This is a genomic window from Nonomuraea sp. NPDC050394, from assembly GCF_044459065.1.
Classification (GTDB): Bacteria; Actinomycetota; Actinomycetes; order Streptosporangiales; family Streptosporangiaceae; genus Nonomuraea.
This window is the reverse complement of sequence record NZ_JBITIO010000020.1, coordinates 64,858-81,309: the sequence shown is the minus strand read 5'-3', so window position 1 is coordinate 81,309 and position 16,452 is coordinate 64,858. Positions and strand designations below refer to the sequence as shown.

Below are 16,452 nucleotides of genomic sequence, written 5' to 3'. Positions count from 1 at the left end.
CCCTATAACCTTGCCGCCATGGGTTTCCGCAGGCATGGGCCTTTCCAGGCGGGGGATCAGGTGCAGCTCACCGACCCCAAGAACAAGCGCCACACGATCACGCTCAAGGAGGACGGCGTCTTTCACACCCACAAGGGCGCCATCCCCCACGCCGAGCTGATCGGCCAGCCCGAGGGCTCGGTGGTGCGTTCTTCCGGCGGCACCCAGTACCTCGCCTTCCGGCACCTGCTGCAGGACTACACGCTGGCGATGCCGCGCGGCGCCGCCGTGATCTACCCGAAGGACGCCTCGATGATCGTCGGCATGGCCGACGTCTTCCCCGGCGCGCGGGTGATCGAGGCGGGGGTCGGCTCGGGTGCCCTGACCTGCTTCCTGCTGCGGGCCGTCGGTCCCGAGGGGCACGTCACGTCGTACGAGCGCCGCCAGGAGTTCGCCGACGTCGCCCGCAAGAACGTCGAGAAGTTCTACGGCGGCGAGACCGGCACCTGGCGCCTGGTCGTCGGCGACCTCAACGAGAGCATCGACGAGATCGACGTCGACCGGGTCATCCTCGACATGCTGGCCCCGTGGGAGTGCGTGGACGCGGCCGCCAAGGCCCTCACGCCGGGCGGGGTCATCTGCTGTTACGTCGCCACGACGACCCAGATGTCCAAGACGGTGGAGACGATTCGGGATCACGGGAGTTTCACCGAGCCCCATGCGTGGGAGACCCTCCTTCGCGACTGGCATGTCGAGGGCTTGGCCGTAAGGCCTGATCATCGGATGATCGGCCACACCGGGTTCCTCGTCACCGCCCGCCGCATGGCCGACGGCGTCACACCGCCGCCGCGCCGCAGACGACCGAAGGGGACCACCGAAGAACTATGACAATTTGGCCACGAGGGTGCGTTGGTGCGTGACACGGGAACATCTCGCCGTGTTCATATGCTGGCAGGATTAAACGCTCCATTGGGGATTATTCACCGAACACCGAATGTCACTCTACGAACACTGCCCGGCCAGGTTACGGAGGGGCCCGAGATAGGTAAGGTCCTTAGTAGTCGCCCTCGACTGGGAAGGAGGTGACGGGGCGTGGCAGCTCGCGATGATGCTGAGGCTCGAGCCGCGCAGCGCGAACGGGAGGTCGCTGATCTCACAACACAGGTCTCCTTCCTCCAAGAGGAGATCACCGCGCTGAGGCGGAAGCTGGCCGAGTCACCCCGTCAGGCCAGGGTCCTGGAAGAGCGTCTCCATGAGGTCCAGGCGAATCTGGCGGCGGTGACCGGCCAGAACGAACGCCTGGTGGCAACCCTCAAGGAGGCCAGGGACCAGATCGTCGCCCTCAAGGAAGAGGTGGACCGGCTGGCGCAACCGCCATCCGGGTTCGGCACCTTCCTGGAGGCCAGAGAAGACGGCACGATCGAGGTGTTCACCGGAGGGCGCAAGCTCCGCGTGAACGTCAGCCCGGCCGTCGACGTCGACTCGCTCCGGCGTGGCCAGGAGGTCATGCTCAACGAGGCGCTCAACGTGGTCGAGGCACTCGGCTACGAAGAGGTCGGCGAGATCGTGATGCTCAAGGAACTGCTCGACAACGGCAAACGCGCCCTGGTCATCTCGCACGCCGACGAGGAACGCGTCGTGCGCCTGGCCGAGTCGCTGGTCGACCAGCCCATCAGGGCCGGCGACTCGCTGCTGCTCGAACCGCGCTCCGGCTACGTCTACGAGCGCATTCCCAAGTCCGAAGTCGAAGAGCTGGTGCTCGAAGAGGTCCCCGACATCTCCTACGAGGAGATCGGCGGCCTCATGCGGCAGATCGAGCAGATCAGGGACGCCATCGAGCTGCCCTACCTGCACGCCGACCTCTTCCGCGAGCACAAGCTCAGGCCCCCGAAGGGCGTGCTGCTGTACGGCCCGCCCGGCTGCGGCAAGACGCTCATCGCCAAGGCGGTCGCCAACTCGCTGGCCAAGCAGGTCGCCGAGAAGACCGGCCAGGAAGGCAAGAGCTTCTTCCTCAACATCAAGGGCCCGGAGCTGCTCAACAAGTACGTCGGTGAGACCGAGCGGCACATCCGCCTGGTCTTCCAGCGGGCGCGTGAGAAGGCCTCAGAGGGCACCCCGGTGATCGTGTTCTTCGACGAGATGGACTCGATCTTCCGCACCCGAGGCTCGGGCGTCAGCTCCGACGTCGAGAACACCATCGTGCCCCAGCTGCTGTCGGAGATCGACGGCGTCGAGGGCCTGGAGAACGTCATCGTCATCGGCGCCTCCAACCGCGAGGACATGATCGACCCGGCGATCCTGCGGCCCGGCCGCCTGGACGTCAAGATCAAGATCGAGCGGCCGGACGCCGAGGCGGCGAAGGACATCTTCTCCAAGTACCTCGTCACCGGACTTCCCCTGCACCCGGAGGACCTCAGCGAGCACGGCGAATCGCGCGAGGGCACCATCGCGGGCATGATCCAGAGCGTCGTGGAGCGCATGTACACCGAGAGCGAGGAGAACCGCTTCCTCGAGGTGACCTACGCCAACGGCGACAAGGAAGTCCTGTACTTCAAGGACTTCAACTCCGGCGCGATGATCCAGAACATCGTCGACCGGGGCAAGAAGATGGCCATCAAGCAGTTCCTGGAGACGGGGCAGAAGGGCCTGCGGGTGCAGCACCTGCTGGCCGCCTGCGTCGATGAGTTCTCCGAGAACGAGGACCTGCCCAACACCACCAACCCGGACGACTGGGCGCGGATCTCCGGAAAGAAGGGCGAGCGGATCGTTTACATCCGCACCCTGGTCTCCGGCAAGCAGGGATCCGAGGCCGGCCGTTCCATCGACACCGTCGCCAACACGGGCCAGTACCTGTAACGCCACGGACGTGAGGCGGCCGCGCGGATCTCCTCCGCGCGGCCCTTCCGTTTCAGGGGGGACTCAGCGCAGTCCGGGATCCAGCGAGTTGAGAAGCTGGGCCGCGGCGGTGCGCAGGTAGGCGATGAAGGAGCGGGCCGCCGGGTTCGGGTTGGTGGGACGGCGGGCCACACCGATGCGGCGGAACAGCCGCTGGTTGACCACCCGGCACACCTGGACGCCGGTGACGCCCTGCAGGCCGAGGCTCGGCACCAGCGCCACGCCCAGCCCGGCGCGCACCAGCCCGATCGTCACCTCGTAGTGGTCGCTGCGGCAGCGCACCTGCGGGGTGAAGCCCTCCAGCGCGCTGGCGCGTTCCAGCGTCGAGACCGGATGCTCGGCGCCGAACGTCGTGATCCAGTGCTCACCGGCCAGCTCCGCCAGCCGTACCCGGGGACGCTGGGCGGCTTGGTGCCCGGCGGGCACCACGAGCAGTTGCGGCTCGTCGAACAGGTGCAGGACCTCCACCCCTTCCGGGCACTTCCACGGATCCAGCGCGTGCTCGAAGACCACGAGCACGTCGAGCGCGCCGCGCTCGAGATCGGGCAGCAGCTCGTACGGCTGGCCCTCGACCAGGTCGAGCCGCACGCTCGGATAGCGGGTGGCGAAGCGCGACAGGGCCAGCGGCAGCAGGCGGTACCCGGCCGAGGCGAAGAAGCCGATCCGCAGCTCGCCCGCGTCGACCCGGGCCTGGGCCAGCAGGTCCTTCTCGGCAGCCTCCAGGATGTCGACGACCTCCTGCGCCCGGTGGGCCAGCCGGCGGCCGGCCTCGGTCAGCCGCAGGCTCTGCGCGTTGCGCTCCACCAGGCCGACGCCCGCCTCCTCCTCCAGCTTGGCCAGCTGGTGGGAGACGGCCGACGGCGACAGCTTCAGGCCGCGCGCGGCCCCCGCGATGCTGCCGGTGCGGAACACCTCCAGCAGCACCCGGAGACGATGGCTGCCGAGCATGCGGCCTCCTCTGTCGAACGGACGTGGGCCTACCCTAATCAGCCCAGGTCAGGCGGCGATGAGCAGGCCGGCCCGGCGTACGGCGGCGGCCAGGTCGTCCTCGCTGCCGGCCGGGCCGCAGGCGAGCACGGCGTAGGCCCGCTCGCCCATCAGCCCGACGTCGGCCCGGACGCCGTCGTCGGTGCCGGTCTTGTTGGCCAGCCACGCGCCCTCCGGGTCGTGCCGGACCAGCGCGGGCACGAGGGTGTGGTCGGTGTTGGCCAGCATCCACTCGCGCAGCTGCACCTGCCAGCCGTTGCTCCCGGCCACCAGCGCCGCCAGGCCCGCCAGCTCCGCCGCGGTCCCCACGGCGAACGTCGGCGGGTGCTCCGGGCCGCGCGGCTCGCGGATGCGGTCGAGCAGCCGCGTACGGGTCAGGCCGAGCGCCGCGCCCGCCGCGTTGACCCGGTCGAGGCCGACGGTGCGCAGGAGCGCGTTGGTGGCGGTGTTGTCGCTGACGGCCGCGGTCATCAGGGCCAGGTCGGCGACGCTCCACGTGCGCGCGCTCAGCCCGAGCAGCAGGCCCGAGCCGCCGCAGTAGTCCTCCTCCTCCAGGCGCACGGGCGCGGCCGGGTCGAGGATGCCGCCGTCGATGCTCATCGCGACCTCGGCCAGCAGGAGGAGCTTGCCGACGCTGGCCAGAGGCAGCTCGGCGTCCTCGTTGATCCCGAATCCGCCGCCGGGGCGGCGGACCGCCACCGCCAGCGTTCCCGGGCAGGCGGCCGCGAGCTCCGCGAGCGTCATGGGGTGACGATCCGGCCCGGCGTGGCGCCGGTCGGCCCGCCGCCGGTCACGGCCGTCTGGCCCGCCACCACGACCGCCGCCATCCCCCGAGGGGGCAGCAGCGGGTCGGCGTAGGTGGCCGCGTCCGCGATCACGGCCGGGTCGAACACCACCAGATCGGCATGGGCCCCGTCGCGCACCACCCCGCGGCCGGCCAGGCCGAAGCGCGCCGCGGCCATCCCGGTCATCTTGTGCACCGCCGCCTCCAGCGAGAACAGGCCCTCCTCTCGCGCGTAGTGCCCCAGCACCCGCGGGAACGTCCCGGCGATCCGCGGATGCGGCCGCCCCGGCTTCGGCACCCCGTCCGAGCCGATCATCGTGAACTCCGCCGCCAGCACCCGGCGCACGTCGTCCTCGCGCATCGAATGGCTGATGATCGTCACCTGGCCGCCCTCGGCCAGCAGCAGCTCGGCCGCCGCGTCCACCGGGTCGCCGCCGAGCGAGGCGATCGTGCGGCCCTCCAGCTCGCGGTGCCCCACGGCCGAGGCCACCGAGATGAGGTCCCAGCCGCCGTTGCCGACCGTGTTCTCCCAGCCGGGCACGCCCTCGGCGATCGCGTGGCGCATCCTGTCGCGCTGGGCCGGGTCGCGCAGCCGTTCCAGCAACGCGGGGGTGCCGCCGTCGTTGGCCCACGGCGGCAGCATCGCCGACAAGGACGTGCTCCCCGCGGTGTAGGGGTAGACGTCGCAGGTGACGTCCATGCCTCCGGCGCGCAGCTCGGCCAGGCGGGCGAGGGTCCGCTCGGTCCTGCCCCAGGCGTGCCTGCCCGCGGTCTTGTGGTGGGAGACGTGCAGCGCCGCGCCGCTCCTGCGGGCGATCTCGGCCGCCTCCTCCAGCGCCTCCTCCACGCGCGCCATCTCGTCGCGCAGATGGGTCACGTACGGCCGGCCGTACCGCGCGGCCACGCTCGCCAGCGCGACCACCTCGTCGGTGCCGCCGTAGGTGCCCGGCGTGTAGATCAGCCCGGTGGAGAGCCCGGCCGCGCCCGCCGCGAGCGCGTCGCCCAGCAGCCCGCACATGACATCCAGCTCGTACGGCGAGGCCGCCCGGTCCTCATACCCGACCACCCCCGCCCGCAGCGTGCCGTGCCCGACCAGCGAGGCCAGATGATTGGCCCGGGGCGCCCCGGCATGCGCCTCCGCGAACCCCCCAAAGTCCCGAAATATCGGTACCCGGCCGCCGAAAGAGGTCCGGCTTGACCGGGACAGCTCCTCCAGCCGCTCCGGCAGCGCGGGGAACAGGCTCGACCCGCAGTTGCCGCAGATCTCCGTCGTCACCCCCATCCGCACCGGCGCCGCGGCCAGCTCCGCGAACTCGGGGCCGAACAGCGAGGCGGCGTCGGAGTGGGTGTGCACGTCGATGAACCCGGGCGCCACCACCATCCCGGCCCCGTCCAGCACCACCCGCGCCCTGGGATCCGGCCGAGATCCGGCGCCAGGGCCGAAGGGGCCGGAGACGCCGGAAGGGCCGGAGACGCCGGAAGGGCCGGAGACGCCGGGAGGACCGGAGGGGCCGGGAGGACCGGAGGGGCCGGGAGGGCCGGAGGGGCCGGAGGGTGGCAGGAGGATTACACGGCCGTCCAGAGCGCCTACGTCGGCCGGGCGCAGGGGCGCGCCCGTGCCGTCGGCCAGGCGCGCGCCCGTGATGAGCAGGTCCAGCATCACAGCACCTGCCCGAGGAACGCCCGGGTCCGCTCGTGGCGGGGACGGGCCAGCACCTCGCGCGGCGGCCCCTCCTCCACGATCAGCCCGTCGTCCACGAACACCAGGTGGTCGCCCGCCTCCCGCGCGAAGCCCATCTCGTGCGTCACCACGATCATGGTCATCCCGCTCGCCGCCAGATCGCGCATGACCGCCAGCACCTCCTGCACCAGCTCCGGGTCCAGGGCGCTGGTCGGCTCGTCGAACAGCATCACCTTCGGGTTCATGGCCAGGCTACGGGCGATCGCCACCCGCTGCTGCTGGCCGCCCGACAGCTGCGACGGGTAGTGCCCGGCCCTGTCGGCCAGCCCCACCCGCGCCAGCAGTTCCCCGGCCCGCTTCGCCGCCTGCGCGCGGGGCACGCGCTGGACCGCGCAGGGTCCCTCCATCACGTTCTCCAGCGCCGTCATGTGCGGGAACAGGTGGAAGCGCTGGAACACCATGCCGACCTTCTGCCGCTGCGCGCACAGCTCATCCGGCCGCAGCAGATGCAGCCGCCCGGCCCGCTCCCGGTAGCCGACGAGCTCGCCGTCCACCCAGACACGGCCCGAGTCGATCGTCTCCAGCCGGTTCACGCACCGCAGGAGCGTCGACTTGCCGGAACCCGACGGGCCCACGACGCACACCACACCGCCCTCGGGCACCTCCAGGCTGACGCCCTTGAGCACCTCCAGCGCGCCGTACCTCTTCCTGACCGACCGCAGACTGACCATGCTCACGACGCGTACCCCCTGCTGAAGCGTCTTTCCAGGAAGTGCTGGCCGACGCTGGCGACGCTCGTCAGCAGCAGGTACCACAGCGACGCCACCACCAGCAGCGCGATCACCTCGAAGTTCTCCAGGTAGATGCGCTGCGAGACGGTCAGCAACTCCGCCCCGGCGATCACCGACACCATCGACGTCGTCTTCAGCATCGAGATGAACTGGTTGCCGGTCGGCGGGATGATCACCCGCATCGCCTGCGGCAGCACCACGCGGCGCAGGATCTTCCTGTGTGACATGCCGAGCGACTCGGCCGCCTCGCGCTGGCCGGGATCCACCGAGCGGATGCCCGCCCGGACGATCTCCGCCATGTACGCGCCCTCGTTGATCGTCAGCCCCAGCAGCGCCGCGACGAACGGCGTGATCAGCTGGTGCGCCTGCCACTCCACGAGCATCGGCCCGCCGAACGGCACGCCGATCCCGATCACCGGGAACACCAGCCCGATGTTGAACCAGAAGATCAGCTGAACCAGCAGCGGCGTGCCGCGGAAGAACCACGTGTACAGCCCCGAGGCGCCGCGCAGTACCGGGCTGTCCGACAGCTGCATCACCGCCGCCGTCACCCCCAGCACCACGCCCAGCCCCATCGACAGCACCGTCAGCGCGATCGTGACCAGAAGCCCGCCCAGGATCCTGCCGTCGAACAGGAACGCCACGATCACGTCCCAGTGCAGGTTCTCGTTGACGACGACCGTGTAGGCCAGCCACACCAGCCCCAGCCCGGCGGCGGCCCCGGCGACCATCGGTCCCGGCCGCCGCGGCTTCACCGCCTCGATCGGAAGCTCGGCCGTCACGGCGCACCCGTGTTGATGGTCACCTTGGAGACCGCGTTGGGGCCGGTGCCGTACTTGTCGAGGACCGCCTTGTAGGAGCCGTCCTCGACCATCTCCTGCAGCGCCTTGGCGATCGCGTCGCGCAGGCCCGTGTTCTGCTTGCCGACCGCGATGCCCCAGGGACCCGCGTCGTACTGCTCGGCCAGCACCTCGTACTTGCCGGTCTCCTTCGCGAACATGTACGCCACCGGCGAGTCCACGATCGTCGCCACCGTCCGGCCCGAGTCGATCGTCAGCAGGCCCGTCGGCGCGTCCTCGCTCTGCAGGATCTCCATCTTCTTCGCGCACTTGTCGTTCTGGCGCTTGCCGATCTCCAGGTTCGAGGAGCCCTTGGCCAGCACGACCTTCTTGCCGCACAGGTCCGCCAGCGACGTGATGCCCTCCGGGTTGCCCTTCTTGACCATCACCGAGCCGCCGGCGTTGAAGTAGTCGACGAAGTCGACCGCCTGACGGCGCTGGGCCGTGTCGCTCAGCGACGACATCGCGATGTCCCACCGGCCGCCCTGCAGGCCCGGGATGAGCCCGTCGAACGCCGCGTTCGTCACCGTCGTCTTCAGCCCGAGCCGCGTGCCGATCGCCGTGGCCAGGTCCGGGTCCACGCCGGTCAGCTCCTGTGTGCCCGGCTTGTACATCTCCATCGGCGGATAGCCCTCCGACGTCGCCACACGCAGCACGCCCGCCTCGCGGACGCTCTGCGGCACCAGCTCCTTGGCGCTCTTGCCGCCCGGCGCCGGGGCTGAGGGCGCCGCCGTACCGGAGGACGACCTGCCGCAGCCCGCGCCCAGCGCGCACACCGCGACCAGCGCGATGACCAGGTGTTTTCGCATGGCGGCCATCGTTGGCGAGCCCTTCGCCCGATCCCAAGGGATGTGCACGCTTCTGCCCCTCAGCATCGAAACCCTCGATGCTGAGCCACCGGCACCCGCGACGCTTCCTACGCTGACGCGCCATGAGCATCGACAGCGTGTGGCCGGCGAGCACGACATGGGCCGAAGGCGTGCTGCACCTCGGCGGCCTGGCCGTCACCGACCTGGCCCGCGAACACGGCACCCCCGCCTACATCCTCGACGAGGCCGACTTCCGCGCCCGCGCCCAGGCCTGGCGCGACGCCCTGCCCGGCGGCGACGTGCACTACGGCGGCAAGGCGTTCCTGTGCCCGGAGGTCGTGCGCTGGCTGGACCGGCTCGGGCTCAACCTCGACGTGTGCACCGGCGGCGAACTGGCCGTCGCCCAGGCCGGCGGCATGCCGCCCGAGCGCGTCGTCTTCCACGGCAACAACAAGTCCGAGGACGAACTGCGCCGCGCCGTGGCGTGGGGCGTCGGCTGCGTCGTGCTGGACTCCTTCGCCGAGCTGGAACGGCTGGCCGCCATAGCCGCCGGGCACGGGACCGTCCAGCCCGTCATGATCCGCGTCACTCCGGGCGTCGACGCCCGCACCCACAAGTCCATCGCCACCGGCGGAGAGGACTCCAAGTTCGGCTTCTCCCTGTCGGCGGGCGACGCGGAACGCGCCGTCCGCCTGGTCCGCGCCCGGCCGTCCCTGCGCCTGTCGGGCCTGCACTCCCACATCGGCTCGCAGATCCTCCAGCTGGACGGCTTCGCCGAGGCCGCCCGGCGCATGACCGCCTTCGCCCGCGCCATGGACGTCGACCGCCTCGACCTCGGCGGCGGCCTCGGCATCGCCTACCGTCCCGGCGACCCCCTGCCGCCCGCCCCTTCCGACCTCGTGACCGTCCTGCAGAAGGAGACCGGCGGCCTGCACCTGTCCGTCGAACCCGGCCGCTCCATCGCCGGGCCCTCCACCGTCGCCCTGTACACGGTCGGCACGATCAAGGGCGGATACGTCAGCGTGGACGGCGGCATGAGCGACAACCCCCGCCCCGCGATGTACGGCTCCCCGTACACGGCCGTCCTGGCGTCCCGCGCGTCCTCCGCTCCCGCCCGCGGGTTCACGGTGGTCGGCAAGCACTGCGAGAGCGGCGACATCCTCGTCCACGACGCCCGCCTTCCCGGCGACCTGGAGCCGGGTGACGTGCTCGCGGTACCGGCCGGCGGGGCCTACCAGCGCTCGATGGCCAGCAACTACAACCACGTGCCCCGGCCGCCGGTCGTCGCCGTCCGGGACGGCGCGGCCCGCGTGGTGGTCCGCAGGGAAACCGAATCCGACCTCCTGCGCCTCTACCCTGACCAGCCCGCCCGCGTGCCCACGGCGCCCTAGCATGGCCGCCATGCTCAATCCCGGCCGCTCGCCGTACACCAGCACCGACCGGGACCTGATCGGCGTCGCCCACGCCCGTCAGGTCCGCGACCACTTCGCCGCCGAGCCGACCCCCCTCGCCGGCCTTCCGCGGCTGGCCGCCGGTCAAGGCGTGGGGAAGATCCTGGTCAAGGACGAGAGCGACCGCATGGGGCTGGGGAGCTTCAAGGCGCTCGGCGGCGGTTACGCGGTGGCCAGGCTGGTCATCGAGGAGGCGGGGCCGGACGCGGGGGAGGGGCGGCTGCGGGAGGTGGCGGCGCGGGCGCCGTTCGTGTGCGCCAGCGCGGGAAACCACGGGATCTCCGTGGCCGCCGGGGTCAGGGCGCTCGGCGGGACCTGTGTGGTCTATCTGAGCCACGAGGTGCCCGAGGAGTTCGCCGGCCGGCTGCGGGCCCTCGGCGCCCGGGTACGGCGCAGCGGCGCCGACTACGACCAGAGCATGGCCGACGCCCTCCGGGAGGCCACCGGCAACGGCTGGCGGCTCATCTCCGACAGCTCCTGGCCCGGCTACACCCGGGTGCCCCTGGACGTCATGCGCGGCTACACCGCCCTGCTCGACGAGGCGTACGAGGCGGGCGCCGTGCCCACGCACGTGTTCGCGCAGGCGGGGGTGGGCGGCCTGGCCGCGGCGGCCGCCGCCTACGTGCGCGACCGGTGGGGCGAGGACCCGGTGGTGGTCGTGGTGGAGCCCGAGGGCGCCCCCTGCCTGCTGGAGAGCGTGCGGGCGGGTGAACCGCTCCGGGTGAAGGGGTCCCCGACCTCCCTGGGCCGCCTGGACTGCCTGGAGCCCTCCCTCCTGGCCTTCCGGCTCCTCGGGCACCTGGCCGACGCGTTCGTCACCGTGACCGACGCCCAGGCCGCCCTGGCCGCCGCCGCGATGGGCGAGGAGGGCGTACGCGTCTCGCCGTGCGGCGCCACGGGTACGGCGGGGCTGATGAGCCTGGACGACGACACCAGGACACGGCTGCGGCTGGGCCCCGGCTCCACCGTCCTGGTCATCGGGACGGAGGGGCCGATTTAGGGGCGGCCGGGCCGTACCGGATGGGCGGGTGGCAATGACCGCGAAATAAACGCATGGGACAGATGGGAACCAAGTGACGCACGAGACGCGTCAAAGCGGGCGTGCATCGTCGGGCGCCGGAGCGGCTTGCTGAACTGGATCTGCTGCGGTTCGTCGCGGCGCTGGCCGTAGTGGCCTTCCACTACCTGGTGGCCTTCAAGTCGGTGTGGGGTGAGCAGCCCGCCGAGCTGTTCCCCGCCGTCGCCCCCCTGGCGGGGCTGGGGATCCTGGGCGTCGAGCTGTTCTTCATGATCAGCGGGTTCGTGATCCTCATGAGCGCCTGGGGGCGCGGGCTGGGGGCCTTCGCGCGCTCCCGGTTCGTCCGCCTCTACCCGGCCTACTGGCTGAGCCTCGCCGCCGCCTTCGGCCTGTACGGCGTGCTCGCGCTCAAGGGGCCCGACCCCAAGCTGACCGGCGCCGAGTACGCCCTGAACGCCACCATGTTCCAGCGCCTGTTCAAGGGCATCGACGCGGTCGGCGTCTACTGGTCGCTCTGGGCCGAGCTGCGCTTCTACCTGATCATGGCGGTCATGATCCTCATCGGCATCACCGCCAACCGGATCCTGATACTCGGCGGCGTCTGGCTGGCCGCCGCCACCGGCGCCCTGTTCCTGGACAACCAGGTCGTCAACGAGATCGTCATGCCCGCCTACGCCCCCTACTTCGTGGCCGGCATGTCCCTCTACCTGATCCACCGGCGCGGCTCCTCCTGGCTGCCCTGGCTCTACGTCGTGGCCGGCTGGGCCCTCGCGCTCAACGCCGCGCTCGAACGCGTCGAACGCCGGGTCAAGGCCGCCGGATCGGCCGCCATGCCGGTCACCGACCTCGGCGTCATCCTCACCGTCACCGCGATCTTCGTGGTCATGGCCCTGGTCGCGCTCGGGCTGCTGCGGATGCGCTCCAACGGCCTCCTGACCGCGCTGGGCGGCACCACCTACCCGCTGTACCTGTTCCACTCGGCCGCGGCCGTCGTCCTCATCCCGCTGCTCGCGGGCGGCATGCCGCCCTGGCTGATCGCCCTCGTGACCCTGCTCGCCGCGATCTTGGTGTCCTATCTCGTGTACGCGTGCGTCGAACGTCCGGTCCAGCGACTTCTCAGACCACGCAAGTCATCCCGAACCCCAGCAGCGCCCTCCACACAGGTCGAAAAGGCGTCGGTGCCATAACTCTGTGGCCTTGGGGCACTGTGAAGGGCATAGGCTCGGGCATATAAACGGCGGATAGCGATTTGGCTGGACGACGAGAGGTGCGCATGACGGTGCGTCGGGTGATGGGCATCGAGACCGAGTACGGCATTTCCGTACCAGGTCAGCCAGGCGCCAACGCGATGGTGACCTCATCGCAGGTCGTGAACGCCTACCTGGCCGCCTCGGCGGCACGGGCGCGACGCGCCAGGTGGGACTTCGAGGAGGAGAACCCGCTGCGCGACGCGCGGGGCTTCGACCTGGCCAGGGAGGTGGCCGATCCCAGCCAGCTCACCGACGAGGACCTCGGTCTGGCCAACGTCATCCTCACCAACGGCGCCCGGCTCTACGTCGACCACGCCCACCCGGAGTACTCCACTCCCGAGTGCACCAACCCCCGCGCCGCCGTCATCTGGGACAAGGCCGGAGAACGCGTCATGTACGACGCCGCCACCCGCGCCTCGGCGATCCCCACGAACGCCCCCATCCAGCTCTACAAGAACAACACCGACGCCAAGGGCGCCTCCTACGGCTGCCACGAGAACTACCTCATGCGCCGGGCCACGCCGTTCGCCGACATCGTGCGCCATCTGACGCCGTTCTTCGTCTCGCGGCAGGTCGTGACCGGGGCGGGCAAGGTCGGCATCGGCCAGGACTCGCGCGGCGAGGGCTTCCAGATCTCCCAGCGGGCCGACTTCTTCGAGGTCGAGGTGGGCCTGGAGACGACGCTCAAGCGCCCCATCATCAACACGCGCGATGAGCCGCATGCCGATCCGGAGAAGTACCGCCGCCTGCACGTGATCATCGGCGATGCCAACATGTCGGAAATTTCGACATACCTGAAGCTGGGCTCCACGGCGCTCGTCCTCGCCATGATCGAAGACGGCTTCCTGACCCGCGACCTCGCCGTCGACAACCCCGTCCAGGCCCTGCGCGCGGTCTCCCACGACCCCACCTGCCGCTACGAGATCGCCATGCGCGACGGCCGCAAGCTGACGGCCATCCAGCTGCAGATGGAGTACCTGGAGCAGGCCAGAAAGTACGTCGAAGAGCGCGGCACCGCCCAGGACGAGATGAACAAGGACATCCTCGACCGCTGGGAGTCCGTCCTCACCCGCCTGGCCGACGACCCGATGCAGCTCTCGCGCGAACTCGACTGGGTCGCCAAGCTCGAACTCCTCGAGGGCTACCGCACCCGCGACGGCCTCGCCTGGTCCCACCCGCGCCTGCAGCTCGTCGACCTGCAGTACTCCGACATCCGCCCCGACCGCGGCCTGTACAACCGCCTGGTCGCCCGCGGCCGCATGCAGCGCCTGGTCACGGAGGACGACGTCCAGCGCGCCGTCGAGAACCCGCCCAACGACACCCGCGCGTACTTCCGCGGCCGCTGCCTGCGCCAGTACAGCGAGTCCGTCGCGGCGGCCTCCTGGGACTCGGTCATCTTCGACATCCCGGGCCGCGAGTCCCTGCAGCGCGTCCCCACCCTGGAACCGTTGCGCGGCACCAAAGCCCACGTCGGCGAGCTCTTCGACCGCTGCCGCACCGCCGCCGACCTGGTCGCCGCCCTCACCGGCGGCGACTAGCGGCCTCTTCTCCCGCCGGTTCGCACGCCGTTCCCACCGCCCGCGCTCTGTCGCGGGCGCTTTCGTGCGTCACGGGCACAACCCCTCCTCTCCGTTACGGCAGGCCGCCCCCACCGCCACCCACCGGCCACCCTCCCCCCGTCCAGGGAGACGGCAGGCAGGGCGCGCCGGCGGGCCCGCCGTAACGCCGCCCGTGACCACGCGGACGGGACACACCGCACCAGGAGGCCTGCCATGGCCGAGCCGTCGCGTCCGGCTCGGGTTTACGTAGGGTGGAGCAGTGGTTCCGGGTCGAGCGAAGATCGCGCGGTGATGGACGCGAAATGTCGCTCGGTTCGGGGAAGATATGGCTTAGAGACAGTCCCCCAAGCGGAGGTAGGTAGGACATGGCGACAAAGGACACCGGCGGCCAGAAGCAGGCCGGGCGGCGCGAGAGCGAGGTCGAGGAGACCGAGGCCTCGGCGTCCGCCGACGTCCAGGAGCGGCAGGAGAAGCTCACGGACGATGTCGATGCGATCCTGGACGAGATCGACGAAGTTCTCGAAGAGAACGCAGAGGAGTTTGTGCGCTCCTACGTCCAAAAGGGCGGCCAGTAGGGGCAAACATCTAGCAAAGGGGTGGAAACGCCCTCGCGAGGTGAGTGGTGCCCGGGTAGTGGTCGCTCTCCGGGTGCGGTCCACGCGGGTCATCGCGCGAGGGAGGGGCGTGCGTGAGGCCGCCGCGGCCGGTGAGGTCGTGGACGGGCGCGCGTGAGGTCCGCGGGGGAAGATCGAGGAGGAGCACGGGCGAAACAGGTCCACCGGGAATGGGCTGACCATGGCATGACCCAAAGACGACTTCGAGCGCGCGCCCGCCCACCGGGGCGGGCTCCGCGCCGACCGTCAGACCGTTCCCGGGACCTTCGCCGGCCCCCTCCGGCCAAGGCGACGTCCCCTGGGGGCTCCCGTGACCGTGTGTGGTGGGTTTCGGACCTCGCGGCCGGCCGGGGTGAGGCCGGGGTGTCGCGTGGACATGATGAGACACATGCGTATTCGTCATCGTGGGTTCGAGCCGGTGGTCGATGAGTCCGCCTATGTCGCGCCGAACGCCACCCTGGTCGGCCAGGTGCGGGTGGGCCCGCGGGCGCGGGTCATGTACGGGGCGGTGCTCGACGCCGAAGACGGGGCGATCGAAGTGGGGGAGTGCTCGATCATCTGCGAGAACGCGGTCCTGCGCGGCGGGGTGAGCCTGGGCGACCATGTGTTCGTCGGGCCGCGGGCGACGTTGCTGGGATGCCGGGTGGAGCGGTGCGCGTACCTGGCGACAGGGGTGACGATCCTGCAGGAGGCGGAGATCGGCGCGGGCGGGGTCGTCGCGATCGGGGCGGCGGTGCACGCGCGGTCGCGGCTGGGGCGGGAGGAGTTCCTGGCGCCGTACATGGTGCGGGTAGGGGACGAGGCGTTCGCACCGGGTGACCCGGGGCTGCCGGAGGCGATCAAGGCGCTGGGGTTCGCGCGGGTGGCGTTCGGGGTGGACGCAGAGTGGGCGGACCGCATCCGCCGGTATGAGCGGATCGCCGAGGTGCGTTCCGCCCAGTTCGCGGCACACGCCGGCGACGAGGTGCTGCCCTAGCGTCCTCACGGCGAGGGTCGCCCGGCGATGGCGTCACCTGACGCGGTGGGCCAGGCCGTCCATCAGCATGGCGAGCCCGAGCCGGAACGCCCCCTCCGGGTCGGTGGACATGCCGGTGGTCTCGCCGACCGTGGTGGAGACGCGCTGGGCGATGGGGTAGGACACGCCGCCCATGGCGGTGGCCAGGGCGGGGGCGACGCTCTCCCACCACTGCACGTCGGTGAGGGAGCTCTCCTGCCAGACGCGGCGCATCGAGATCACCCCGCGGGCGCTGCTGGAGACGAGGCCCAGGACGGCGGTGAGCGTCTGGTCCATCTCGATGTCGCCGAGCCCGAGCCCGTCCAGCGCGGCGAGTTCGGCCTCGTACTTGCCTGACACGCCGGGTCCCGGCACGGGGCGGCCGGGGGCGACGTCGACGGTCCAGGGGTGGGTCATGTGGTGGTCCCAGTTGGCCTGGGCGACGCGTTCGATCCTGGCCCGCCAGGTCGCCGCCGCGGCCGGGGGCGGGCCGGTGGCGTACACCTCGGCGGCGACGGCGTCGAGCATCAGTTCGATGAGTTCCGCGCGCCCGGCGACGTGCGGGTAGAGGGCCATGGGGCTCACGCCCAGGTCGCCGGCGACCCTGCGGATGGTGAGCGCGTCGAGGCCCTCGGCGTCGGCGACCGCGATGGCCGCGCCGGTGACGCGCCGGGGCGTGAGGCCGGACCTGCTCACCGCTTCGGTGGGTTTCCACAGCAGGCCGATCAGCTTGATCGGGTCGCCTGGTCGTTCGGCTCGCTTCGCCATGCTCCACTCCCATCTGTTTACGATGTATTATAC

Annotated in this window: 15 protein-coding genes; 8 read left to right on the top strand and 7 right to left on the bottom strand. The window is 70.9% G+C overall.

Annotated elements, in window-relative coordinates; genetic code table 11:
• Window positions 1–18 precede the first annotated feature (18 nt).
• On the top strand, window positions 19–867 hold the full coding sequence (locus ACIBKY_RS48010; protein WP_397108147.1) for a tRNA (adenine-N1)-methyltransferase: 849 nt from the start codon (window positions 19–21) through the stop codon (window positions 865–867).
• A gap of 204 nt (window positions 868–1,071) precedes the next feature.
• Window positions 1,072–2,835, top strand: a complete 1,764-nt coding sequence (gene arc, locus ACIBKY_RS48005) for a proteasome ATPase (RefSeq protein ID WP_184968230.1) — start codon at window positions 1,072–1,074, stop codon at window positions 2,833–2,835.
• A 63-nt stretch (window positions 2,836–2,898) separates the two neighbouring features.
• On the opposite strand, the gene ACIBKY_RS48000 is transcribed toward arc, so the two are convergent.
• The 6 genes from ACIBKY_RS48000 to ACIBKY_RS47975 are packed head-to-tail and all read right to left on the bottom strand — an operon-like array spanning window position 2,899 to window position 8,765.
• Window positions 2,899–3,822 (bottom strand): LysR family transcriptional regulator, encoded by a 924-nt coding sequence (locus ACIBKY_RS48000; RefSeq protein WP_397108145.1) that lies wholly within the window; start codon window positions 3,820–3,822, stop codon window positions 2,899–2,901.
• Between the two features lie 48 nt (window positions 3,823–3,870).
• Window positions 3,871–4,605 carry a serine hydrolase gene (locus ACIBKY_RS47995; protein ID WP_397108143.1) on the bottom strand — a complete coding sequence of 245 codons (735 nt, stop codon included), beginning with the start codon at window positions 4,603–4,605 and terminating at the stop codon, window positions 3,871–3,873.
• Window positions 4,602–6,305 carry an amidohydrolase family protein gene (locus ACIBKY_RS47990; protein ID WP_397108141.1) on the bottom strand — a complete coding sequence of 568 codons (1,704 nt, stop codon included), beginning with the start codon at window positions 6,303–6,305 and terminating at the stop codon, window positions 4,602–4,604. The genes ACIBKY_RS47995 and ACIBKY_RS47990 overlap by 4 nt, the downstream gene beginning before the upstream one ends.
• Window positions 6,305–7,057, bottom strand: a complete 753-nt coding sequence (locus tag ACIBKY_RS47985) for an amino acid ABC transporter ATP-binding protein (RefSeq protein ID WP_397108243.1) — start codon at window positions 7,055–7,057, stop codon at window positions 6,305–6,307. Before ACIBKY_RS47985 ends, ACIBKY_RS47990 begins: the two co-directional genes overlap by 1 nt.
• Window positions 7,058–7,059: 2 nt before the next feature.
• On the bottom strand, window positions 7,060–7,899 hold the full coding sequence (locus tag ACIBKY_RS47980; protein ID WP_397108139.1) for an amino acid ABC transporter permease: 840 nt from the start codon (window positions 7,897–7,899) through the stop codon (window positions 7,060–7,062).
• Window positions 7,896–8,765, bottom strand: coding sequence for an ABC transporter substrate-binding protein (locus ACIBKY_RS47975; RefSeq protein WP_397108137.1), 870 nt, complete (start codon window positions 8,763–8,765; stop codon window positions 7,896–7,898). The genes ACIBKY_RS47980 and ACIBKY_RS47975 overlap by 4 nt, the downstream gene beginning before the upstream one ends.
• Before the next feature lie 122 nt (window positions 8,766–8,887).
• On the opposite strand from ACIBKY_RS47975, the gene lysA reads away from it, so the two are divergent.
• From lysA to ACIBKY_RS47945, 6 genes are all read left to right on the top strand, one after another.
• Complete coding sequence (gene lysA / locus ACIBKY_RS47970; RefSeq protein WP_397108135.1) at window positions 8,888–10,156, top strand: diaminopimelate decarboxylase; 1,269 nt, start codon at window positions 8,888–8,890, stop codon at window positions 10,154–10,156.
• A 10-nt stretch (window positions 10,157–10,166) separates the two neighbouring features.
• The gene (locus ACIBKY_RS47965) at window positions 10,167–11,216 is read left to right on the top strand and encodes a diaminopropionate ammonia-lyase (RefSeq protein WP_397108133.1); all 1,050 of its coding nucleotides are present in this window, start codon (window positions 10,167–10,169) and stop codon (window positions 11,214–11,216) included.
• 101 nt (window positions 11,217–11,317) lie between these two features.
• The gene (locus tag ACIBKY_RS47960; RefSeq protein ID WP_397108131.1) at window positions 11,318–12,421 is read left to right on the top strand and encodes an acyltransferase family protein; all 1,104 of its coding nucleotides are present in this window, start codon (window positions 11,318–11,320) and stop codon (window positions 12,419–12,421) included.
• Window positions 12,422–12,507: 86 nt separating this feature from the next.
• On the top strand, window positions 12,508–14,022 hold the full coding sequence (dop, locus tag ACIBKY_RS47955) for a depupylase/deamidase Dop (RefSeq protein ID WP_379622153.1): 1,515 nt from the start codon (window positions 12,508–12,510) through the stop codon (window positions 14,020–14,022).
• Between the two features lie 386 nt (window positions 14,023–14,408).
• Window positions 14,409–14,618, top strand: a complete 210-nt coding sequence (locus tag ACIBKY_RS47950) for a ubiquitin-like protein Pup (protein WP_184968246.1) — start codon at window positions 14,409–14,411, stop codon at window positions 14,616–14,618.
• 427 nt (window positions 14,619–15,045) lie between these two features.
• Window positions 15,046–15,633, top strand: coding sequence for a gamma carbonic anhydrase family protein (locus tag ACIBKY_RS47945; protein WP_397108128.1), 588 nt, complete (start codon window positions 15,046–15,048; stop codon window positions 15,631–15,633).
• Window positions 15,634–15,666: 33 nt separating this feature from the next.
• Here ACIBKY_RS47945 and ACIBKY_RS47940 read toward each other — a convergent pair whose 3' ends face one another.
• Window positions 15,667–16,419, bottom strand: a complete 753-nt coding sequence (locus ACIBKY_RS47940) for a TetR/AcrR family transcriptional regulator (protein WP_397108126.1) — start codon at window positions 16,417–16,419, stop codon at window positions 15,667–15,669.
• Between the last annotated feature and the right edge of the window lie 33 nt (window positions 16,420–16,452).